Source organism: Modestobacter lapidis (genome assembly GCF_054780755.1).
Map to the genome: position 1 here is coordinate 462,971 of NZ_BAAGVS010000001.1, position 20,210 is coordinate 483,180.

At 74.3% G+C, this 20,210-nt stretch carries 18 protein-coding genes; 8 read left to right on the top strand and 10 right to left on the bottom strand.

Features of this window, described 5'->3' with window-relative positions:
• Nucleotides 1-44 precede the first annotated feature (44 nt).
• A complete protein-coding gene (locus ACYVG5_RS02140; RefSeq protein WP_222047979.1) occupies nucleotides 45-1,835 on the top strand; it encodes a glycoside hydrolase family 15 protein in 1,791 nt (596 codons plus the stop codon).
• Between the two features lie 62 nt (nucleotides 1,836-1,897).
• Here ACYVG5_RS02140 and ACYVG5_RS02145 read toward each other — a convergent pair whose 3' ends face one another.
• Both ACYVG5_RS02145 and ACYVG5_RS02150 read right to left on the bottom strand, forming a co-directional pair.
• Nucleotides 1,898-2,692: a hypothetical protein gene (locus ACYVG5_RS02145; protein ID WP_222047981.1), complete on the bottom strand. Its 795-nt coding sequence runs from the start codon at nucleotides 2,690-2,692 to the stop codon at nucleotides 1,898-1,900.
• Entirely contained in the window at nucleotides 2,689-3,624 is a 936-nt protein-coding gene (locus tag ACYVG5_RS02150; protein ID WP_222047983.1) for an ATP-binding cassette domain-containing protein, read from the bottom strand. Before ACYVG5_RS02150 ends, ACYVG5_RS02145 begins: the two co-directional genes overlap by 4 nt.
• Nucleotides 3,625-3,762: 138 nt before the next feature.
• Here ACYVG5_RS02150 and ACYVG5_RS02155 point away from each other — a divergent pair, with 138 nt between their 5' ends.
• The 3 genes from ACYVG5_RS02155 (at nucleotide 3,763) to ACYVG5_RS02165 (ending at nucleotide 6,579) form a co-directional block, all read left to right on the top strand.
• Nucleotides 3,763-5,079: a sensor histidine kinase gene (locus ACYVG5_RS02155; RefSeq protein ID WP_222047985.1), complete on the top strand. Its 1,317-nt coding sequence runs from the start codon at nucleotides 3,763-3,765 to the stop codon at nucleotides 5,077-5,079.
• Nucleotides 5,076-5,777, top strand: a complete 702-nt coding sequence (locus tag ACYVG5_RS02160; RefSeq protein WP_222047987.1) for a response regulator transcription factor — start codon at nucleotides 5,076-5,078, stop codon at nucleotides 5,775-5,777. Before ACYVG5_RS02155 ends, ACYVG5_RS02160 begins: the two co-directional genes overlap by 4 nt.
• 94 nt (nucleotides 5,778-5,871) lie before the next feature.
• A complete protein-coding gene (locus ACYVG5_RS02165; protein ID WP_222047990.1) occupies nucleotides 5,872-6,579 on the top strand; it encodes a M50 family metallopeptidase in 708 nt (235 codons plus the stop codon).
• A 66-nt stretch (nucleotides 6,580-6,645) separates the two neighbouring features.
• Here ACYVG5_RS02165 and ACYVG5_RS02170 read toward each other — a convergent pair whose 3' ends face one another.
• Together ACYVG5_RS02170 and ACYVG5_RS02175 are read right to left on the bottom strand one after the other, a co-directional pair.
• Nucleotides 6,646-9,018: a glycoside hydrolase family 65 protein gene (locus ACYVG5_RS02170; protein ID WP_222047992.1), complete on the bottom strand. Its 2,373-nt coding sequence runs from the start codon at nucleotides 9,016-9,018 to the stop codon at nucleotides 6,646-6,648.
• On the bottom strand, nucleotides 9,015-9,752 hold the full coding sequence (locus ACYVG5_RS02175) for a beta-phosphoglucomutase family hydrolase (protein WP_222047994.1): 738 nt from the start codon (nucleotides 9,750-9,752) through the stop codon (nucleotides 9,015-9,017). Before ACYVG5_RS02175 ends, ACYVG5_RS02170 begins: the two co-directional genes overlap by 4 nt.
• A gap of 297 nt (nucleotides 9,753-10,049) precedes the next feature.
• On the opposite strand from ACYVG5_RS02175, the gene ACYVG5_RS02180 reads away from it, so the two are divergent.
• Nucleotides 10,050-10,595 carry a YbhB/YbcL family Raf kinase inhibitor-like protein gene (locus ACYVG5_RS02180; RefSeq protein WP_222047997.1) on the top strand — a complete coding sequence of 182 codons (546 nt, stop codon included), beginning with the start codon at nucleotides 10,050-10,052 and terminating at the stop codon, nucleotides 10,593-10,595.
• Nucleotides 10,596-10,626: 31 nt separating this feature from the next.
• Here ACYVG5_RS02180 and ACYVG5_RS02185 read toward each other — a convergent pair whose 3' ends face one another.
• A complete protein-coding gene (locus ACYVG5_RS02185) occupies nucleotides 10,627-11,427 on the bottom strand; it encodes a GNAT family N-acetyltransferase (protein WP_222047999.1) in 801 nt (266 codons plus the stop codon).
• Between the two features lie 123 nt (nucleotides 11,428-11,550).
• Between ACYVG5_RS02185 and coaA the strand changes: the two genes are divergently transcribed.
• From coaA to ACYVG5_RS02200, 3 genes are all read left to right on the top strand, one after another.
• The gene (gene coaA / locus ACYVG5_RS02190) at nucleotides 11,551-12,510 is read left to right on the top strand and encodes a type I pantothenate kinase (RefSeq protein WP_222048254.1); all 960 of its coding nucleotides are present in this window, start codon (nucleotides 11,551-11,553) and stop codon (nucleotides 12,508-12,510) included.
• A 178-nt stretch (nucleotides 12,511-12,688) separates the two neighbouring features.
• Nucleotides 12,689-12,880 (top strand): DUF5999 family protein, encoded by a 192-nt coding sequence (locus tag ACYVG5_RS02195; protein ID WP_222048002.1) that lies wholly within the window; start codon nucleotides 12,689-12,691, stop codon nucleotides 12,878-12,880.
• Between the two features lie 117 nt (nucleotides 12,881-12,997).
• The gene (locus ACYVG5_RS02200; RefSeq protein ID WP_222048005.1) at nucleotides 12,998-13,966 is read left to right on the top strand and encodes a class A beta-lactamase-related serine hydrolase; all 969 of its coding nucleotides are present in this window, start codon (nucleotides 12,998-13,000) and stop codon (nucleotides 13,964-13,966) included.
• 15 nt (nucleotides 13,967-13,981) lie between these two features.
• Here ACYVG5_RS02200 and gcvP read toward each other — a convergent pair whose 3' ends face one another.
• From gcvP to odhI, 5 genes are all read right to left on the bottom strand, one after another.
• Entirely contained in the window at nucleotides 13,982-17,020 is a 3,039-nt protein-coding gene (gcvP, locus tag ACYVG5_RS02205) for an aminomethyl-transferring glycine dehydrogenase (protein WP_222048008.1), read from the bottom strand.
• Nucleotides 17,021-17,169: 149 nt separating this feature from the next.
• Entirely contained in the window at nucleotides 17,170-17,742 is a 573-nt protein-coding gene (locus tag ACYVG5_RS02210) for a MerR family transcriptional regulator (RefSeq protein ID WP_222048011.1), read from the bottom strand.
• 328 nt (nucleotides 17,743-18,070) lie between these two features.
• Nucleotides 18,071-18,565 carry a bifunctional nuclease family protein gene (locus ACYVG5_RS02215; RefSeq protein ID WP_222048013.1) on the bottom strand — a complete coding sequence of 165 codons (495 nt, stop codon included), beginning with the start codon at nucleotides 18,563-18,565 and terminating at the stop codon, nucleotides 18,071-18,073.
• 148 nt (nucleotides 18,566-18,713) lie between these two features.
• Nucleotides 18,714-19,490, bottom strand: coding sequence for a transcriptional regulator FtsR (gene ftsR, locus ACYVG5_RS02220; protein ID WP_222048016.1), 777 nt, complete (start codon nucleotides 19,488-19,490; stop codon nucleotides 18,714-18,716).
• A gap of 54 nt (nucleotides 19,491-19,544) precedes the next feature.
• Complete coding sequence (odhI, locus tag ACYVG5_RS02225) at nucleotides 19,545-20,063, bottom strand: oxoglutarate dehydrogenase inhibitor Odhl (protein WP_222048256.1); 519 nt, start codon at nucleotides 20,061-20,063, stop codon at nucleotides 19,545-19,547.
• Between the last annotated feature and the right edge of the window lie 147 nt (nucleotides 20,064-20,210).

A 20,210-nucleotide genomic window follows, 5' to 3' on the forward strand; every position in this document is an offset into this window, starting at 1 on the left:
GCCGTCCACCAGCACACCATCCACGACCACGAGAGGGAGCCACCATGGCCAGCAGGATCGAGGACTACGGGCTGATCGGGGACCTCCAGACCGCCGCATTGGTCGGCCGGAACGGCTCCATCGACTGGCTGTGCCTGCCGTCGTTCGACTCCCCGGCGTGCTTCGCCGCCCTGGTCGGCAACGACGGCAACGGCCGGTGGCAGCTCGCGCCGGCCAGTGGGGGCAGCTGCACCCGGCGCCGCTATCGGGGCGATTCGCTGGTCCTGGAGACGGAGTGGGAGACCCCGGACGGCACCGTGCGGGTGATCGACTTCATGCCGCCGCGCGGCGAGGCGCCCGACGTCGTCCGGATCGTGGAGGGGGTCTCCGGCCGGGTCCCGATGCGCATGGACCTGGTGCTGCGATTCGACTACGGACACCTGGTGCCCTGGGTGCGTCACGTGGACGGGGACCTGGTGGCGGTGGCTGGGCCGGACGCGGTCTCGCTGAGCACCCCGGTGCAGCTGCAGGGCCGCGACCGGACGACGCAGGCGGAGTTCGAGGTGGCCGCCGGCGAGCGGGTTCCCTTCGTGCTCACCCACAGCGCCTCGCACCTGCCCCTGCCGACACCGGTCGAGGCCAAGCGGGCTCTCGGGGACACCGAGTCCTTCTGGGCGGAGTGGATCAGCCAGTGCAGCTACGACGGCGAGTGGGCGCCTGCGGTCCGCCGGTCGCTGATCACCCTCAAGGCGCTGACCTACCGGCCCACCGGCGGCATCGTCGCCGCCGCCACCACCTCGCTTCCGGAGGAGCTGGGCGGCAGCCGCAACTGGGACTACCGCTACTGCTGGCTGCGTGATGCGGCGTTCACCCTCCAGGCGTTGCTGGGCACGGGCTACCTCGCCGAGGCGCGCGCCTGGCGGGAATGGCTGCTGCGGGCTGTCGCCGGCGATCCGGCCGAGCTGCGGATCATGTACGCCCTCGACGGGTCCCGGCGGATCCCCGAGTACGAGCTGCCCTGGCTGAGCGGCTACGAGGGCTCCGCCCCCGTCCGGGTCGGCAACGGCGCCGCCGGGCAGTTCCAGCTCGACGTCTGGGGAGAGCTGCTCGACGGTCTGCACCTGGCCCGGGAGTCCGGGCTGTCCCCGATGGAGGACGCCTGGGATGTGCAGAAGGAGCTGCTGAACTTCCTCGAGGACGTCTGGGACACCCCGGACAGCAGCCTGTGGGAGGTTCGCGGCGAGCCACGGCACTTCGTGCACTCCAAGGTGCTGGCCTGGGCGGGCGTCAACGGCGCGATCGAGGCGGTGGAGAAGCACGGCCTGGACGGCCCGGTGGACCGCTGGCGCACGCTGCGCCAGCAGATCCACGACGACGTCTGCGCCAAGGGGTACGACGCCGAGCGGCGGACCTTCACCCAGTTCTACGGCTCCACCGGCCTGGACGCGGCACTGCTGCTGATCCCCCAGGTGGGCTTCCTCCCCTGGGACGACGAGCGCGTCGTGGGCACCGTCGAGGCGGTCCAGCGCGAGCTCACCGAGGACGGCTTCCTGCTGCGCTACAAGGTCGACGCCGACGGGCGGGTCGACGGCCTGCCCGGCGAGGAGGCGCCGTTCCTGCTGTGCAGCTTCTGGCTCGCCGACGCCCTCAACGGGATCGGCCGGACGGCGGAGGCGCGGGAGCTCTTCGAGCGGCTGCTCGGGCTGACCAACGACCTGGGCCTGATGAGCGAGGAGTACGACCCGCGCACCGGCCGGCACCTGGGCAACACCCCGCAGGCGTTCAGCCACGTCGGCCTGGTCAACACCGCGCGGCACCTCGGCGGAGCGCACCGGGTACCCGGCGAGCACGGCTGACCTGCCGGGCGCCCGCCCTCGTCCTCCCGGCCGGCGCCGGCCGGGAGGACGGGGGCTGCGGATCAGGCGATCTCGGCGCGCTGGATCCGCAGCCAGCCGACCACCAGCGGCAGCAGCAGCCACAGCGCCACGGAGGTGCCGACCTGCGCCCAGCCCTGGCCGTCGAGCTGCCCCTCGTACATCGGGATCGTGGTCATGGACAGGTCCAGCCAGTTCTGTACCCAGTCCAGTGCACCGACGGTGCTGACCAGGATGGTGAACACCGTCGGCAGCAGGAAGTACAGGACGATGGCCAGCGGCGAGCTGAGCAGCAGCATGCCGAACGCGACGCCGACGAGCACGTAGACGATCTGGACGAGCAGCACCTGGGCCAGCTGGGCGCCGCTGAGCTCCCAGCCGGCCTCCAGGTCGGTGACCACCGGTGTGAGCGCGGTGGCCAGGGCCGAGACTGCGGCTGCGGCCAGGACGCCCAGGACCGCCAGCACGGTCGCTGCCAGCACCTTGGCCGTGAGCACCTGCGACCTCCGGGGCACCAGCGCGAAGGTGGTCATGGCCGTGCGCTGCGACCACTCGCTGGTGACCAGCAGGATGCCCAGGACGGGCAGCAGGAGGCCCACCGGGAACTGGCTCGCGGTGAAGAAGTAGGCGAAGCTGCCATCCACCCCGTCATCGAAGAACAACTGCAGCCCGACGACGAGCAGCGCCGCCGCGGCGATCGCCACCAGTAGCCAGCGTCCGGCACGGGTGTCGGCGGACTTCCGCAGCTCGACCCGGACCAGTTGCAGCAGCGAGGGGGCGCTGGGCGACTGCTGGAAGCGTGACCTGTCGTCGGCCGGTGTCAGGACGGTGCTGCTCATGCCCGGGCCTCCTGGACCTGGTGGGCGGCCGGAGCGGTGCCGGCCGGCGGGGTGTCGGTGGACCCGGTCAGGGACCGGAAGAGCTCCTCGAGGCCGCCGCCGTCGGCCGGGCGCAGTTCCACGAGGACCACGGCGGCCGCCGCGGCCACCCGGCCCACGGCCTCCGGCTCGGCATCCGCGATCAGCGCGCCGCTCCGGCCGGCGGTCGCGGGGATCCCCGCCGCGGCGAGTGCCTGCTCCAGTGCAGTGGGGTCGGCCGCGCGGACCACCGTGCCGCGGGTGGTGAGCAGCTCGGCCTTGCTGCCCTGCGCCACGATCCGCCCGCCGGCGATGACGACGAGCTGATCGGCGACCGCCTCGACCTCGTGCAGCAGGTGCGAGGAGAGCAGCACGGTGCCGCCGCGGTCGGCAAAGCCGCGCAACAGTCCGCGCATCCAGAAGATGCCCTCCGGGTCCAAGCCGTTGGCCGGCTCGTCCAGCACGAGCACCTGCGGGTCGCCCAGCAGGGCGGTGGCCAGGCCGAGGCGCTGCCGCATGCCGAGCGAGTACTTCCCCACCCGCTTGCCGGCCGGGCTGCCCGCCAGGCCGACCAGCTCGAGCACCTCGTCCACCCGGCTCCGCCCGACTCCCAGGACCATCGCCGACAGGACGAGGGACTCCCGCCCGGTGCGGCCGGCGTGCTGGGCGCCGGCGTCCAGCAGCACACCGACGTGCCGCCCGGCGTTGGGCAGGTCCCGGTAGGCCCGCCCGGCGACGGTCGCCGCCCCGCTGGTCGGGGTGGCCAGGCCGCAGAGCGAGCGGAGGGTGGTGGACTTGCCGGCGCCGTTGGGCCCGAGGAAACCGGTGACCGTCCCGGGGGCGCATTCGAAGGACACGTCGGAGACGGCGAGCTGCGTGCCGTACCGCTTGGTGAGGTGCTCGATCGCGATCATGGGGAGAGCCTGGCGGGGCGGCCGGTCACCCGCATCGGCCGGCGGGCTCGATCTCGTGGCCGAAGGTCTTCCTCCGGAGGTGGCAGGGGTAGACCTCGGTCGCTACCGGGGGTCGGTCCTCCCTCGTAGCCTGCTGGTGTGCCTTCAGCCACCCGACCGCGGACGGGCACCCCCGGCGTCGAGCACCCCTCGCTGGTGCCCGCCCAGCTGCTCGCCGATCTCGACCTGGACACCGACCTGGGCACCGGCCTGGACACCAGCGGGGAACCGTCGGGAGCCGGCCCGCCGCGGCGCCGGGTCCGCCGGTCGGTGCGCGACTGGGCCGTCGACGTCGGCGCGTTCCTGGCCTCGCTGCTGTGCGGCCTGGTCTTCGTGGGCATAGCGCTGTCCGAGCCCTCCCCTCCCTCTGACCCGCTCGTCGCGCTGGACGTCGTCGCCGGGACGCTCGCCTGCCTGGCGCTGTGGCTGCGGCGCCGCTGGCCGGTCGGGGTGGCGCTCGCCGTCGCCGTGGCGGGCAGCTTCTCCGACATGGCCGGCCTCGCCGTGCTCATCACCCTGTTCACCGTGGCCGTGCACCGGCGCTGGCCGACGGTGGTCGTGGTCGCCGCGGCCAACTTGGTCAGCCTGACCGGCTACGTGCTGGTGCGGCCGGTCTCGGGCGTCGACCAGCTGGTGTTCGCCGCCCTGGGCACCGCGCTCACCGCGGCCGTCGTCGCCTGGGGCATGTTCGTGCGGGCCCGGCGCCAGCTGGTGCGGTCGCTCCAGGAGCGGGCGCTGCGCGCCGAGGCCGAGCAGCTGTTGCGCGTCGACCAGGCCCGCCAGCTCGAGCGCACCCGGATCGCCCGGGAGATGCATGACGTGCTGGCCCACCGCATCTCGCTGCTGAGCATGCACGCCGGCGCCCTGGAGTTCCGCCCGGACGCGCCTCCCGACGAGGTCGCCCACGCGGCCGGGGTGATCCGGGCCAGTGCCCGGCAGGCACTGGAGGATCTTCGCGAGGTCATCGGCGTGCTGCGCGACTCCCCCGACGGTGCCGCCGGCATCCGGCCACAGCCCGCGCTGCGCGACCTGCCCGCGCTGGTCGAGGAGGTGCGGGGCGCCGGGGTGCGGGTCCGCGCGGAGTACCGGGTGGCCGACCTCGACGCTGCGCCGGCCGTCGCCGGGCGCACCGCCTACCGCGTCGTCCAGGAGGGGCTGACCAACGTGCGCAAGCACGCCCCGGGGGCGATCTCGACCGTCACCGTCTCCGGCGGGCCCGACGACGGGCTCACCGTCGAGGTGGGCAACCCGCCGCCGGTCGGCGCCCGGGTGCACGCCCCGCTGCCCAGCGGCGGTACCGGGCTGATCGGGCTGCGGGAGCGGGTCGGCCTGGCCGGTGGACGCCTCGAGCACGGCTGGAGTCCGGATGGCGACTTCCGGCTGAGCGCCTGGTTGCCCTGGCCGGCCGGCGCATGACCGCTTCCCCGACGGCCCCCGCGGGCGCACCGGTGCGCGTCCTGGTGGTCGACGACGACCCGCTGGTGCGGGCGGCGCTGTCCATGGTCCTGGGCGGCGCCCCGGGCCTGCTGCTCGCCGGGGAGGCCACCGACGGCGACGAGGTGCCCGGGGCCGTCGAGCGCACCGCACCCGACGTCGTCCTGATGGACATCCGGATGACCCGGGTCGACGGGCTGACCGCCACCGAGCAGCTGCGCGGCCGCCCCGGCGGGCCGCAGGTCATCGTGCTGACCACCTTCGACGCTGACGCGTCGGTGCTGCGGGCGTTGCGCGCCGGCGCCAGCGGGTTCCTGCTCAAGGACACCCCGCCGGCCGACATCGTGGCGGCCGTGCGGCGGGTCGCCGATGGTGAGCCGATGCTGTCCCCCACCGTCACCCGGCAGCTGATGGCGCACGTGGCCCAGCTGGAGCCGGTGCCCGGCGACGCCGGCGCCGACCGCCGGGCGCGGGCCCGGAGCAGGCTGGAGCAGCTGGGCGAACGCGAGCTGGAGGTCGCCCTGGCGGTGGGTCGGGGCCTGTCCAACGCCCAGGTCGGCGCGGAGCTGTACCTGAGCGTGGCCACCGTCAAGGCCTACGTCTCCCGGCTGCTCACCAAGCTGGAAGTGGACAACCGGGTCCAGGTGGCCCTGCTCACCCACGACGCGGAGCTCGCCTGACCGGGCCGGCCGTGGCCGTGGGGTTGACTGGGGCCGCGCCACGGCCGGCCATCCTGGCGGGCCCCCGCGCCGATGCCCCGAGGAGGAACCGACCGTGGAGTTCCTCGGCCGGTTCTGGGAGCGGGTCAGCGTGGTCGCTCCCCCGCTGCCGGCCCGGTGGCTGCTGGCCGGCGCGGTGCTCGCCGCCGTCCTGGTCCTCTCCCCCGTCGTCTGGCGGCGCACCCGGCACGCGGTGACCATCGCGCACGAGGGCGCTCACGGGCTGGCCGCGCTGGTCACCGGACGGCGACTGGCCGGGATCCGGCTGCACTCGGACACCTCCGGGCTCACCGTCTCCGCCGGCCGGCCGACCGGCGCCGGGATGGTGCTGACCAGCGCGGCCGGCTACACCGGGCCCGGGCTGTTCGGCCTCGGTGCCGCCGCGATGCTGGGGGCCGGGTACGCCGTCGGGCTGCTGTGGGCGCTGCTGGGCCTCCTGGCGCTGCTGCTGGTGCAGATCCGCAACTGGTACGGGTTGTGGTCGGTCCTGGTCACCGGCGCGCTGGTGTTCGCCGCCACCTGGTGGCTGCCCGCGCAGGGCCAGTCGGTCTTCGCCCACGGCGTCACCTGGTTCCTGCTCCTGGCCGCCCCGAAGACCGTGCTGGAGCTGCAGGCCAAGCGCCGTCGTCGCGGTGGCGCGCCGGACTCCGACGCCGACCAGCTGGCCCGGCTCACCGGGCTGCCGGGCCTGGTCTGGGTGGGCGTCTTCCTGCTCGTCGACGTCGCCGCCCTGGTCCAGGGCACCCGCTGGCTGGTTCATTGATCCAGGCCCCGCTGCAGGGGCCCGACCGCGAGCTCGCGAGCGGTTGGGGGGCAGCGGGGTCCTGCCTCAGTCGCTGGAGGGCCGGGTGCGCCGCCGCGGCGCGGCGTGCGGGGGCTGGTGCACCGGTTCCACCGAGGGGGCCGGGGGGATGTCGAGGACCAGCTCGCGGTCGGTCACGGTGACCTGCCGGCCGTGGTGGTGGACGTCCAGCGGCTCGCCGTCCACCACCTGGTAGGTGGCCCGTCGCCCGGCCACCGACACCGACAGCACCCGGCCCTGGTAGACGACGCGGAAGCCCAGCCGGCCGAGCCGGTCGGGTAGCCGGGGGGCGAAGGACAGCGCCCCGTCGTGGTCGCGCATGCCACCGAACCCGGCCACCGCCACCGTCCACCCGCCGGCCAGCGACGCGATGTGCAGGCCGTGCCCGGAGTTCTTGTGCAGGTTCTGCAGGTCGGTCAGCGCCGCCTCGGCCCAGTAGTCGTAGGCCAGCTGGAGGTGCCCGGTCTCGGCGGCGACCACGGCCTGCTGCGCGGCGGAGAGCGAGGAGTCGCGGACCGTCCGGGCCTCGTAGTAGGCGAAGTCGGCGATCTTCTGCTCGAGGGTGAAGGCGTCGCCGCGCAGGTGCAGCGCCATGACCAGGTCGGCCTGCTTGACCACCTGCTTGCGGTAGATCTCGAAGTAGGGATAGTGCAGCAGCAGCGGGTACCGGTCCGCCGGCGTGCCCTCGAAGTCCCACTCCTCGTGGTGGGTGAACGCGTCGGACTGCATGTGCACGCCCAGCCGCTCGTCGAAGGGCACCCGCATCGCGTCGGCGGCCGCCAGCCAGTGCTCGACCTCCTGCGCGGTGACGTCCAGCCGGCCCGCGGTCTCCGGCTGTCGCTCGACCGCGGCGGCGGCCTCGCGCAGGTTCCGCTGGGCCATCAGGTTCGTGTACACGTTGTTGTCGACGACGGCGGTGTACTCGTCCGGGCCGGTGACCCCGTCGATCCGGAACCCGTCCGCGACGTCGAAGTGGCCGAGGTCGGCGAACAGGCGCGCGGTCTCCACCAGCAGTTCGGTGCCGTAGTCGCGGTCGAAGGCGTCGTCGTGGGTGGCGTGGAGGTAGCGGGTCACCGCGTCGGCGATGTCGGCGTTGATGTGGAAGGCCGCCGTCCCGGCCGGCCAGTACCCCGACGTCTCCTCCCCCCGGATGGTGCGCCACGGGAACGCCGCTCCCCGGTGCCCCAGTTCACGGGCCCGGTCGCGCGCCATGTCCAGGATCGAGTGCCGCCACCGCAGCGCGTCGCGCGCGGCGGCGGGGGCGGTGTAGATGAGCATCGGCAGCACGTAGGTCTCGGTGTCCCAGAAGGCGTGCCCGTCGTAGCCCGGCCCGGTCAGGCCCTTCGCCGGGATCGGCTGCCGCTCGGCGCGCAGCCCGGCCTGCAGCACGTGGAAGATGCCGACCCGCACCGCCTGCTGGAGCTCGTCGTCGCCGTCGATCTGCACGTCCGACTGCGCCCAGTGGGCGTCCAGCAGCTCCCGCTGCTCGCGGACCAGCCGGTCCCAGCCGGCCAGCTTGGCCGTCGCCAGCCCACCCTCGACCTGGTCGCGCAGCGCCTCGGTCGACCGGCGGGAGGACCAGCCGTAGGCCAGGTACTTGACCAACCGCAGCGACGAGCCGGCCGGTAGCCGGGCGGCGAGGGTGTAGCGGGCCAGGTCGCCGGAGGCCTCGATGTCCTCGGTCGAGGAGTCGGGGATCTCCACCGTGTGGTCCATCCCGGCCGCCAGCCGCAACCGGCTGCGCCTGGTGCGGTGGGCCAGGACGGCGTGCCGGCCGCGGGCGACCGCCAGCTCGGACTGGAGCGGCCTGGCCAGCGCGGCCCACGCCCGCGGGTCGTCGTCGGGCCCGGTGCCCTCGACCAGCTGGTTGGCCAGCAGGTCCGACTGCAGGGCGATGTAGAGGTCACCACCGTCGTCGGTGCACTCGACGGTGTAGTCGATGGCGGCGATCGAGCGGCGGGTCAGCGAGACCAGCCGGGTGCTGGTGACCTTGACCGTCCGGCCGTTGGGCGAGCGCCACTCGGTGGTGCGCCGGAGCACGCCCGCGCGCAGGTCGAGGGTCCGGCGGTGGTCGATGATCTCGCCGTAGGCCAGGTCGAGCGGGGTGTCGCCGACCAGCAGCCGGATGAGCTTGCCGTCGGTCACGTTGACCACGGTCTGGCCCTGCTCGGGGAAGCCGTACCCGGCCTCGGCGTAGGGCAGCGGGCGCTCCTCGAAGAACCCGTTGAGGTAGGTGCCGGCGACGACGACCGGCTCGCCCTCCTCCAGGGTGCCGCGCATGCCGATGTGCCCGTTGGCGAGCGCGAACACCGACTCGTTGACCGCCAGGGAGGACATGTCCAGCCCGATCTCGGTGAGCGCCCATGGCTCGACCGGGAAGTGCGTGCGCCCCTCTGTCATGTGTGCTGCTCCCCCGCCAGCAGCTCGTCCAGGTCGGTGACGACGACGTCCGCGCCCCGGTCGGTCAGCGCCGCCGCCTGGCCGACCCGGTCCACCCCCACCACGAAGCCGAAGTTCCCGGCCCGGCCGGCGGCCACCCCGGACAGGGCGTCCTCGAAGACCGCCGCCCGGGCCGGTGGCACGCCGAGCGCGCGGGCGCCGGCGAGGAAGGTGTCGGGTGCGGGCTTACCGGGCAGCCCGTCGCGGGCGGCGACCAGCCCGTCGACCCGGGTGTCGACGAGGTCGGCGAAGCCGGCCACCTCGAGCACGTGCTCGCCGTTGGCCGACGCGGTCACCACGGCGATGGCCAGGCCTGCGTCGCGGGCGGCGCGCAGGTACCGCATCGAGCCCTCGTAGACCTCGACCCCGTGCTCCGCCAGCTCGCGCAGCACCAGGTCGTTCTTCCGGGACGCGACCCCGTGCACGGTGGGCATGTCCGGCGGGTCGTCCGCGGCGCCTTCCGGCAGGGTGATCCCCCGGCTGGCCAGGAAGTCCCGGACGCCGTCCTTCCGCGGTTTGCCGTCGACGTGCTCGTTGTAGTCGGCCGGGCTGAACTCCGCCGCCTCCGGGTCCCGGCTGCGCAGGAACTCGTCGAAGGTCCGTTTCCAGGCGGCCTGGTGCACCTTCGCCGTCTGGGTCAGCACCCCATCGAGGTCGAACAGGCAGGCTCGGATGTCGTCGGGGAGTCCCAGCACGCCCGACACGCTACGGCCCGGCGCCGGAGCCGACTCGTCGAGCAGCGTGCCGTCACCCGGCCGGGGCAGGGCTGGTGGCGGCGTGGTCGCTGTCGGCGTTCAGAGGGCGTCTTGGCGGTTCGTCGATATATCGCCTTTTGTTGGGGATAACGGTCATGGTCGTGTCCGGTACCGAGTGACCGGAGAGCCGGTGCGCCGGGCAGTACGCCGCCGAGCTGCCTAGGGTCGGTGCCGAGTGCGGCGACCGCCGCCCCCGGCGGAGCCGGGGAACCGCCAGTGACCCGAGGAGGACCCGGCATGGCCGGACGCCCCATCCCCCCGAACCCGTACGACTTCCTGCCGCAGGTGCCGAGCTTTCCGCTCGCCAGCACCGACGTCCGGAACGGTGAGCCACTGGCCACCCCGCACGTCAGCGGCGTCATGGGCGCCGGCGGGGAGGACACCTCACCCCAGCTGTCCTGGTCCGGGTTCCCCGCGGGCACGAAGGGCTTCGCCGTCACCGTCCTCGACCCCGACGCCCCGACCGCCAGCGGCTTCTGGCACTGGGCCGTCACCGGCATACCGGCCTCGGTGACCGAACTGCCCTCCGGAGCCGGCGACGAGGCCGGTTCCGGGTTACCCCCGGGCGCCGTCCAGCTCCGCAACGACGCCGGTCTCGCCCGCTACATCGGCGCCGCGCCCCCGGCCGGCCACGGCCCGCACCGGTACTACGTCGTGGTCCACGCCCTGGACACCGACGAGCTGGGGATCCCCGCCGAGGCGACGCCGGCCTACCTGGGCTTCACGTTGTCCGGCCACACGCTGGCGCGGGCCACGCTGGTGCCCACCTACCAGATCGACTGACCCGGCGGTCCGGCCGGCGTCCCCGCCCCGATCAGCTGCCGGGACGCTCGGCGACGCAGCTGGTGCCGACCCAGGCGAACCCGGCCCGCTCGTAGACCCGGGCGACGTCATCGTCGCCGGCGGAGAGGAACACCAGCTCGGCGGTCTGCCGGGCGTGCTCCACCAGCGCCGACGCCAGCCCGGCACCCAGGCCCCGGCCGCGGAACCGGGGCATCGTGGCCACCCCGACGATCTCGCTGACCTCCCGACCGTCCACGTCCACCGGCTGGTGCGAGCCGACGGCCACGACCTCGCCGTCGTCGACCGCGACCATCATGACCGTGCGGCCGGACGTGACGCGTTCCCGCAGGACGGTCGTCGGCGGCAGCTGCACCGGGCTCGGGGCGGCCGGGCTGGGCGCGGCGCCCGGCGCCTCGAACGCCAGCTGGGTGAGCAGCTGGTAGTGCGCCAGCCGGGGATCGTCCCCGCCGACCAGGTACAACCGAACCTCGGCCGGTAGCAGCACCTCGACCGGGTCGACCGACACCAGGAGCGGTAGCTCCTCGACGACCAGCCCGGCGCTGCGCGCCACCCCGGCCAGGCCGCGGCACCGGTCACCGAGCCATTCCAGCGACGCGGGCAGCCCGGACCGCTCCTGCAGCTCGACCGCCGCCTGGACATCGGCTACGGTGACGTCCCCCTCCAGCCCGGGGCGGGGACGCGCGGGATGGGGCCATTCCGGGGAGCCGATGGGCACCGCGAGCGCCCCGACCTCGTGCACCCGGGCGTCCGGCAGCGGGGCCAGGGAGAAGTAGCGCTCGATCTGGTCGAGCAGCCCGGGATGGGACGGCACAGGGCCGACCCTAGACGCCGGGGCCGACGCTGGACGCCGGAGCCGACCCGGCGGCTCGCCCGGCGACGGAAGGGCACCCGGCCGGGTGGGGTGCCGGACGGGATCGCGGTGCCAGACGGCACGATGGGCGCCGTGACCGTCGGGACGCGAGCGCAGGTCTCGCCCTTCGCCGCCTTCGACCGGGCCTCCTGGCGGGCCCTGGCGGCCGGCTCGACGCTGCCCCTGGACGCCGCCGATCTGCGGGAGCTCGCCAGCCTCGGCGACCGGATCGACCTGGACGAGGTCGCCACCGTCTACCTGCCACTGGCCCGGCTGCTGGACCTGCACGTGTCGGCCAGCCGCCGGCTGTGGTCGGCGCAGACCGAGTTCCTCGGTGCCCGGACCGACAAGGTTCCCTTCGTGATCGGGGTGGCCGGCAGCGTCGCCGTGGGCAAGAGCACCACCGCCCGGCTGCTGCAGGCGCTGCTGGCCGCCGGGCCGGGCTCCCCGCGCGTCGACCTGGTCACCACGGACGGCTTCCTGCTGCCCAACGCGGTGCTGGAGTCACGGGGGCTGCTGCAGCGCAAGGGGTTCCCGGAGAGCTACGACCGGCGGTCGTTGCTCCGCTTCCTGGCTGACGTAAAGTCCGGCCGGCCCGAGGTCAGCGCGCCGCTGTACTCCCACCAGGCCTACGACGTGCTGCCCGAGCGTCAGCGGGTCGACTCCCCCGACATCCTCGTGCTGGAGGGCCTGAACGTGCTGCAGGCCGGGAGCGGGGCCGGCGGCCGGGTACCGGAGGTGTTCCTGTCCGACTTCTTCGACTTCTCGGTCTACGTCGACGCCACCGAGCACGACGTCGAGCAGTGGTACGTCGAGCGGTTCCTCGCCCTGCGGCGCACCGCCTTCCAGGACAGCGCCGCCTACTTCCACCGCTTCGCCGGCCTCACCGACGAGCAGGCGATCGAGACCGCCCGGGGGATCTGGGGCGCGGTCAACGGCCCCAACCTGCGGCGCAACATCGCCCCCACCAGGTCGCGGGCGCGGCTGGTGCTGCAGAAGGCCGCTGACCACTCGGTGCGCCGGGTGCTGCTCCGCAAGCTCTGACCCGCGCTCCCGGCAGGTGCCGCACTGGCGGGAGTTGTTGAGATCCAGGTCACTGTTCATCGATTCCCACCCCGGGCCACGCCCGGCGCCCGGCGCACACTCGGTCGCGGGCCGCACGGATGCGGCCGCTGTGCACCACTCCCCCGGTGCTCCCGGGGGCCGACGAGGAGAGACCCCCATGTGCTTCCACGGAACGCCCTGCCCCGCCGCCGCCGACGACGGCCGCGTGCTCGCCGCCCCGGTCAGCCGGCACCCCGAGCAGGGCTGGACCCTGCTGTGCAACGGCGTCGTCCTGTTCGACGACGACGGCGAGCTGCTGCCCGACGGCCAGGTGGTCCTCAGCCGCCGGTGGCAGCTGGCCAACGCCTGAGCCGGGTGGACCCGGGCAGGTTCCGGGCCCGGTTCACAGCCGGACCACAGCCGGGGGGTGGATCATCGGGCGATGGCCCGACCCGGCCCACGACACGCGGCAGGACGACGTCGGCTGGTGGCGACGCTCCTGGCACCGGTGCTCGCCGTGGTGCTGGCCCTGGCGCTGGCGGTCGTGCTCGCCATCGGCGGCGCGCTGCGGGCGGCGGGGAACGCGGAACAGCCCGATGTCGCGCTGGTGGCCGGGGCCGCCGCACCCGGGTCCGCGCCGGGTGCCGGGGCGACCGATGGCAGCGGCACCGTCGAACGGGCGGTCAGCGGCGCCCTGGCCACCGCGGCGCAGGTGGCCACGGCCCACCTCGCCGGAGAGCGCACCGGCGCCGCGCTCGCCGCGGTGCGCGACGCGGCCGCCCGGGCGGGGGGCACCGTGCACGTCGTGGTTCTCGGGCCTGACGGCCGCGAGCAGCTGGCCGGCCCGGGCGCCGATCAGCCGGTCTTCACCGCCTCCCTGGTCAAGCTGCTGGTCGTCCAGCAGTTGTTCGCCCGGGAGGCGGCCGGCCTGCTTCCCCTGTCGGCCGGGGACCTCCGCCTGATGGAGCGGGCCGTGACCTCGTCCGACGACGGCGCGATGAGCACGCTGTGGGACCGGTTCGGCGGCGCGGAGCTGATGACCGCTGCGGCCGCCCAGGTCGGTCTTCGTGGAACCACGCTGCCGGCGGAGCGCGGTCAGTGGGGCGAGGCGCTCACCACCGCCCGCGACACCGCCGTGTTCCTGTCCCGCCTCCCCGATCAGCTGGCCGCGGACGACCTGGCCACGCTCACCGGCTGGCTGCGCTCTCCCGCCGCGATCGCCCGGGACGGCTTCGACCAGCGGTGGGGGCTGCTCTCCCCCGCCGTGACCACCACCGGCCCGGTCGCGGCCAAGCAGGGCTGGATGTGCTGCATCGACGGCCGCCGGCAGCTGCACTCCGCCGGCGTGCTGGCCGACGGGCGCACCGTCGTCCTGCTCGGCGACTTCCCGGTCACGACGAGCTGGGCCCGCGCCAAGGAAGCCCTGGACGCCGCCGCGCAGGCGGTGGTCGGTTGACGGCCCCGGCGTCGGCTACGCCCGGGAGCCGACCACGTCCGCCGTCGTGCCCATGTCGTCCGGGGACCCGGTCGACCGGTCGGGCTCCGTGGCGACCGGCTGGTGTCCGGCGTGCGGTTCCTCGAAGGCCTCCGGCGGTGGGCAGGAGCAGACCAGGTTGCGGTCGCCGTAGGCCCCGTCGATCCGGCGTACCGGGGCGAGGTAGCCGCGGCCGGCCAGCCCGGGCACCGGGTACACCGCCGTCTCCCGGGGGTAGGGCCGGTTCCACTCCCCCGCCACCATCGCCAGCGTGTGGGGGGCGTTGCGCAGCGGGTTGTCGGTGCGGTCGTACTCGCCGGTGGCAACCTTCTCGATCTCGCCGCGGATGTGCACCATCGCCTCGACGAACCGGTCGAGCTCGGCCTTGTCCTCGCTCTCGGTCGGCTCGACCATCAGCGTGCCGGCGACCGGGAAGCTCATCGTCGGGGCGTGGAACCCCAGGTCGATGAGGCGCTTGGCGATGTCGTCGTTGGTGACGCCGGTGGCCTTGGTGAGCGGCCGGATGTCGAGGATGCACTCGTGGGCGACCAGCCCGTCGGCGCCGCTGTAGAGCACCGGGTAGTGCTCGCGCAGCCGGGCGGCGAGGTAGTTGGCGCCGAGGATCGCGTGCTCGGTGGCCGCCAGCAGTCCGTCCGGGCCCATCAGCCGCAGGTAGGCCCAGGAGATCGGCAGGATCCCCGCGGATCCCCAGGGCGCGCCGGACACCGTCGGCCCCTGCGCGCCGGTGTCGACCAACGGGTGGCCGGGGAGGAACGGCACCAGGTGCTCCCGGACGCCGATCGGGCCCACCCCGGGGCCGCCTCCGCCGTGCGGGATGCAGAACGTCTTGTGCAGGTTGAGGTGGCTGACGTCGGAGCCGAACCGGCCGGGCCGGGCGAGCCCGACGAGGGCGTTGAGATTGGCGCCGTCGACGTAGACCTGCCCCCCGGCGTCGTGCACCGCGGCGCAGATCTCCTGCACCTCGGTCTCGAACACCCCGTGCGTCGACGGGTAGGTGATCATGATGGCGGCGAGCCGGTCGGCGTGCTGACCGGCCTTCGCCCGCAGGTCGGCGAGGTCGACGTTGCCGGCCTCGTCGCAGGCGACCACGACCACCCGCATGCCGGCCATGACCGCGCTGGCGGCGTTGGTGCCGTGCGCGGAGGACGGGATGAGGCAGACGTCGCGCTGCAGGTCCCCGCGCGAGCGGTGGTAGCCCCGGATGGCCAGCAGGCCGGCGAACTCGCCCTGCGACCCGGCGTTGGGCTGCACGCTCACTGCGGCGTAACCGGTGATCTCCGCCAGGCCGGTGCACAGTTCGTCGATCAGCCGCGCGTACCCGCGGGTCTGCTCGGCGGGGGCGAAGGGATGCAGGTCGGCGAACTCGGGCCAGGTGATGGCGGCCATCTCCACCGCTGCGTTGAGCTTCATCGTGCACGAGCCCAGCGGGATCATCGTGCGGTCCAGGGCGAGATCCTTGTCCGACAGCCTGCGCAGGTAGCGCAGCATCGCGGTCTCCGAGCGGTGCGTGGCGAAGACCGGGTGGGTCAGGAACGGGGTGCGGCGGCGCAGGTCGGCCGGCAGCGCGTCGGGGCCGGCGTCGTCCAGCAGGGCCCTGCCCTCCTCGGTGCTGTCGGCCGGCACGCCGAAGGCCTCGGCCACCCGCCGCAGCGCGTCCACCGACGTGGTCTCGTCGCAGGAGATCGCGACGGTGTCGGCGTCGACCCGCCGCAGGTTGACCCTCCGCCGGGCGGCCGCCGCCACCACCTCGTCCGCCCGGCCGGGCACCGACGCGAGCACGGTGTCGAAGAACGAGCCGTGCACGACGTCGACCCCGCCGGCGCGCAGCCAGCCGGCCAGGGCGCCGGCGGACCGGTGCACCCGTGCCGCGATGGCCGACAGCCCCTCCGGGCCGTGGTACACCGCGTAGGCGCCGGCCATGACCGCCAGCAGCACCTGGGCGGTGCAGATGTTGCTGGTCGCCTTCTCGCGGCGGATGTGCTGCTCGCGGGTCTGCAGCGCCAGCCGGTAGGCGACGTCGCCGTCGGCGTCGACCGACACCCCGACCAGCCGGCCGGGCAGCTGCCGCGCCAGGCCCTCGCGGACCGAGAGGTAGCCGGCGTGCGGGCCGCCGAAGCCCATCGGGACGCCGAAGCGCTGGGTGGTGCCGCAGGCGACGTCGGCGCCCCACTCCCCCGGCGCCTCGAGCAGCGTGAGCGCCAGCAGGTCGGCGGCGACCACGACGGCGGCGCCGGCCTCGTGGGCGGCGGCGGCCAGCGCCCGGTGGTCGCGGACCGCGCCGCTGGCGCCGGGGAAGGACAGCAGGACGCCGAACGCGCCGGCCGGAGGCAGGTCGGTGGGCCAGCCGGCCGACAGGTCGGTGACGTGCAGCGCGATGCCGAGCGGCTCGGCGCGCGTCGCCAGGACGGCGAGGGTCTGCGGAAGCGTGTCGGCGTCGACGACGAACACCGTGTCCGCCTTCGCACGGCCGGCGCGGCGCACCAGGGTCATCGCCTCGGCGGCGGCGGTGGCCTCGTCGAGCATGGACGCGCCGGCGACCGGCAGGCCGGTGAGGTCGGCGACCATCGTCTGGAAGTTGATCAGCGCCTCGAGCCGGCCCTGGCTGATCTCGGGCTGGTAGGGCGTGTAGGCGGTGTACCAGGCCGGGTTCTCCAGGATGTTCCGCTGGATCACCGCGGGGGTGACGGTGCCCGAGTAGCCCAGGCCGATCATCGAGGCGAACACCTCGTTGTCCCGGGCGCGGTCCTGCAGGTCGCGCAGCACCGTGGCCTCGTCCCGGGCCGCGGGCAGGTCGAGCGCGGTGCGGTCGCGCACGCCCTCGGGGACGCACGCGTCGGCGAGGGCGCCCAGCGAGGGGTACCCGACGGCGCCGAGCATGGCCGCCGTCTCGTCCGGGCGGGGCCCGATGTGCCGGGCGGCGAACGAGCCGCTGGGAGAGAGAGCGGACAGAGACGGGAGCGGTCCGGTCAGGGGCGGGACCGCCGCCGCATCCGACCCAGACGACTGGTCGACCATTGCATCGACGCTACAACAACGTCGGCCTTCCGGCCGACACCGCGATCAAGTGCCGTCCCCATGCCCGCGGAGCCGCTGCGTCGCGCCTGCGCGGACCCCTCCGGGGCCCACTCGGCACGACAGTGCCTGGCGCTTTCTGGACGGGGCTACTACGCGGAGGCGGCGCGACGCCGGCGGCGGGCGGTGAGCTCGTCGTCCACCTGCTGGCCGCTGCCGTCCAGCCGTTCGGCCGGGAGCTCGGCGAGCTCGCCGGAGAGCTCGCGCAGCGCACCGGAGACGGCGATGCCGAACACGCCCTGGCCGCCGGCGAGCAGGTCGACGACCTCCTCGGCAGACGTGCACTCGTAGACCGTGGCGCCGTCGGACAGCAGCGTGAGGTTCGCGAGCTCACGCACGCCGCGCTGGCGCAGGTGGTCGACGGCCTTGCGGATGTTCTGCAGCGAGACCCCGGTGTCGAGCAGCCGCTTGACGACCTTGAGCACCAGGATGTCGCGGAAGGAGTACAGCCGCTGCGTGCCCGAGCCGGTCGCCGTGCGCACCGACGGGGCGACCAGACCGGTGCGCGCCCAGTAGTCGAGCTGGCGGTAGGTGATGCCGGCGGCCGAACAGGCGGTCGGGCCGCGGTACCCGACGGCGTCGTTGTCGACCTCGTCGTAGGCGGGCGCGCCCACGGCCCGGTCGGAGAACAGCTGCCCCTGCGCACCGTTGCCCTGGTCGGTCACGAGCTCTCCTCGCCGGCGCTCGTCGACCGCGCTCGCGCTGCTGCTGTACCCATGCGCTCGCTCGCAGGCTCGCTCACGTCGGCGCCTCCTCGTGTCCCACCCCGCCACCGAGTCCGGGAACGGTCAGCCCGGGCGACCAAGGAGTCACACGGGCGTGATTCGCTGACCGTAGGCCGGGGCCGGGAGCCGGTCAACCGCGGCGGGGGGCGTGTCGCCCCACTCACCCCTCCCGAGTGGGAGAACACCTCCGGCCCCTCTGCAGGGTCCCCACGTGAGGGGAAGCTCGGCCCGGCCTCTGGAGCGGGCCGGGGGCCGTGGGGCCCCTTCGTCAGGTGGGGCCGCTGCCGCCGGACCCGGAGCCGGCGCCGAAGTCCTCGGGGCTGATGTTGTCCAGGAACTCGCGGAACTTCTCCACCTCGTCCTCCTGCTCGTCGGGGATCTCGATCCCGACCTCGTCGAGCAGGGCCTCGGCCCCGTAGATCGGCGCCCCGGTCCGCACGGCCAGCGCCACCGCGTCCGACGGGCGGGCGCTCACCGTGCGCTCGTCGCCGAACACGAGCTCGGCGATGTAGATGCCGTCCCGCATCTCGGTGATGTTGACCGCCTCGAGGCTGGCGCCCAGGGCGTGCACCACCTCGCGCAGCAGGTCGTGGGTCATCGGCCGGGCCGGCCGGACCCCCTGCTGCTCGAAGGCGATGGCGGCGGCCTCGACCGCGCCGATCCAGATCGGCAGGTAGCGCTCCCCCTGGGTCTCCTTGAGCAGCAGGATGGGCTGGTTGCCGGGCAACTCGACCCGGACGCCGACGACTCTGAGCTCCTGCACGGCTGGCTCCCTCCGCTGTGTGGCACGTCTGCGGACAGACGGTGCAGTGCGGTCTCGGCTGGTCTGGTCGGGGCGGTCGGTGGCGCGTCCGCCGTCCGGGGACGTCGGGTCGCTCCCCCGTGCCTGTCACCCCGAGGTTACGCCAGGGTCAGCTGCCCAGGACGTCCCGCAGTCGGGCTTCCAGCAGGGCGGTGTGCAACTGCACCGACAGCTCGGCCAGCTCCTGCAACTGCTCGGCCGCCCGGGCGCGCGCCTCCTCCGGGCGGGCCCGCAGGAGCGGTGACACCAGCTGCTCCAGCAGGCCGGCCTCGCGTTCGGCGGCAGTGCGGTAGACCCGCAGGTGCCGGGGCTCGATGCCGTGCCGCGCCAGCCCGGCGGCCGCCCGGGCCACCGGGAGGTCGCTGGCCGGGTGGCGGCCGCGGTCGTCCTGGCCGACGAGCCCGAACTGCACGCAGTCGGCGAGCTGGGCGTCGTCCAGCCCGGCCGCGCGGGCGAACTCCTCGGCCGACAGGGCCGCCGGGGCGGGCCGGCCGGCCGGCGAGCCGCCGAGGGTGACGGTGAGGCCCACCGGTCCCGGGTCCGCGACGGCGCCGCCGCCCTCGGGCCCGACGCCCGGCACCGGCTCCCCCCGGTCACGGGCGTCGAGGTGCTCCTTGATCACCCGCAACGGCAGGTACTGATCGCGCTGGGCGGACAGCACGTACCGCAGCCGGGCGACGTCGGCGTCGGCGAACTTGCGGTACCCCGACGGCGTCCGCTGGGGGTGGACGAGGTCCTCCGCCTCCAGGTAGCGGATCTTGCTGATGGTGACGTCGGGGAACTCGTCGCGCAGGGCGCCGAGGACCTCCCCGATGGTGAGCCGCGGTGCGGTGCCGTGGGTGGTGTCCCGGTCAGCGCTCCCGCTGGGCTGGGGCACCGCGTTCATCTCTCACTTCCCGCTTCGTTCCGCTCCCCGGTCGCCGACGCCACTGCGACCGCGTCAGGCCCCGGCGGACTCGCCGGTGCGCGGGCCGGTCAGGTACACCAGCCGGAACTTGCCGATCTGGACCTCGTCACCGCCGGCGAGGGAGGCCACGTCGACCGGCTCGCGGTTGACGTAGGTGCCGTTCAGGCTGCCGACGTCGTGCACGGTGAAGCCACCGCCCTCGCGGTGGAACTCCACGTGCCGGCGGCTGACCGTCACGTCGTCGAGGAAGATGTCGCTGTCGGGGTGCCGGCCCGCGGTGGTGACGTCCTGGTCGAGCAGGAAGCGGCTACCCGCGTTGGGGCCACGCTTGACCACCAGCAGGGCCGACCCCGCCGGCAGCGACTCCACGGCGCCGGCGTGCACGTCGGCCGCCGACTCGGAGACCTCGGCGACCTCGCCGGAGTCCTCGCCGCCGACCTTGGGGATCACGCTGGTGGACTCACCGACGCGCTCCGGGCTCAGAGCCGCCCCGCACTGCGCGCAGAAGCGACTGCCCTCGGGGTTCTGGTGGCCACATCGAGTGCAGTGCACGTCTGTCTCCTCCGGTGCAGCGGCACCGCCGCGGGCTTGTGGTGCGGCCGCGTCGGCCGGCGGACGACGGGCCGGGCGGCCCGTCGCAGGTCGGCCACCGCGGGGTTGCGGCGGGCCGGGGTCATGGAACCAGTCGGTCGGCCCGAG

Coding starts and splice junctions, on each gene's coding strand:
- ACYVG5_RS02140 (WP_222047979.1), top strand. CDS start 45: ATGGCCAGCAGGATCGAGGACTACGGGCTGATCGGGGACCTCCAGACC.
- ACYVG5_RS02145 (WP_222047981.1), bottom strand. CDS start 2,692: ATGAGCAGCACCGTCCTGACACCGGCCGACGACAGGTCACGCTTCCAG.
- ACYVG5_RS02150 (WP_222047983.1), bottom strand. CDS start 3,624: ATGATCGCGATCGAGCACCTCACCAAGCGGTACGGCACGCAGCTCGCC.
- ACYVG5_RS02160 (WP_222047987.1), top strand. CDS start 5,076: ATGACCGCTTCCCCGACGGCCCCCGCGGGCGCACCGGTGCGCGTCCTG.
- ACYVG5_RS02170 (WP_222047992.1), bottom strand. CDS start 9,018: ATGACAGAGGGGCGCACGCACTTCCCGGTCGAGCCATGGGCGCTCACC.
- ACYVG5_RS02180 (WP_222047997.1), top strand. CDS start 10,050: ATGGCCGGACGCCCCATCCCCCCGAACCCGTACGACTTCCTGCCGCAG.
- coaA (WP_222048254.1), top strand. CDS start 11,551: ATGGGCGCCGTGACCGTCGGGACGCGAGCGCAGGTCTCGCCCTTCGCC.
- ACYVG5_RS02195 (WP_222048002.1), top strand. CDS start 12,689: ATGTGCTTCCACGGAACGCCCTGCCCCGCCGCCGCCGACGACGGCCGC.
- gcvP (WP_222048008.1), bottom strand. CDS start 17,020: ATGGTCGACCAGTCGTCTGGGTCGGATGCGGCGGCGGTCCCGCCCCTG.
- ftsR (WP_222048016.1), bottom strand. CDS start 19,490: ATGAACGCGGTGCCCCAGCCCAGCGGGAGCGCTGACCGGGACACCACC.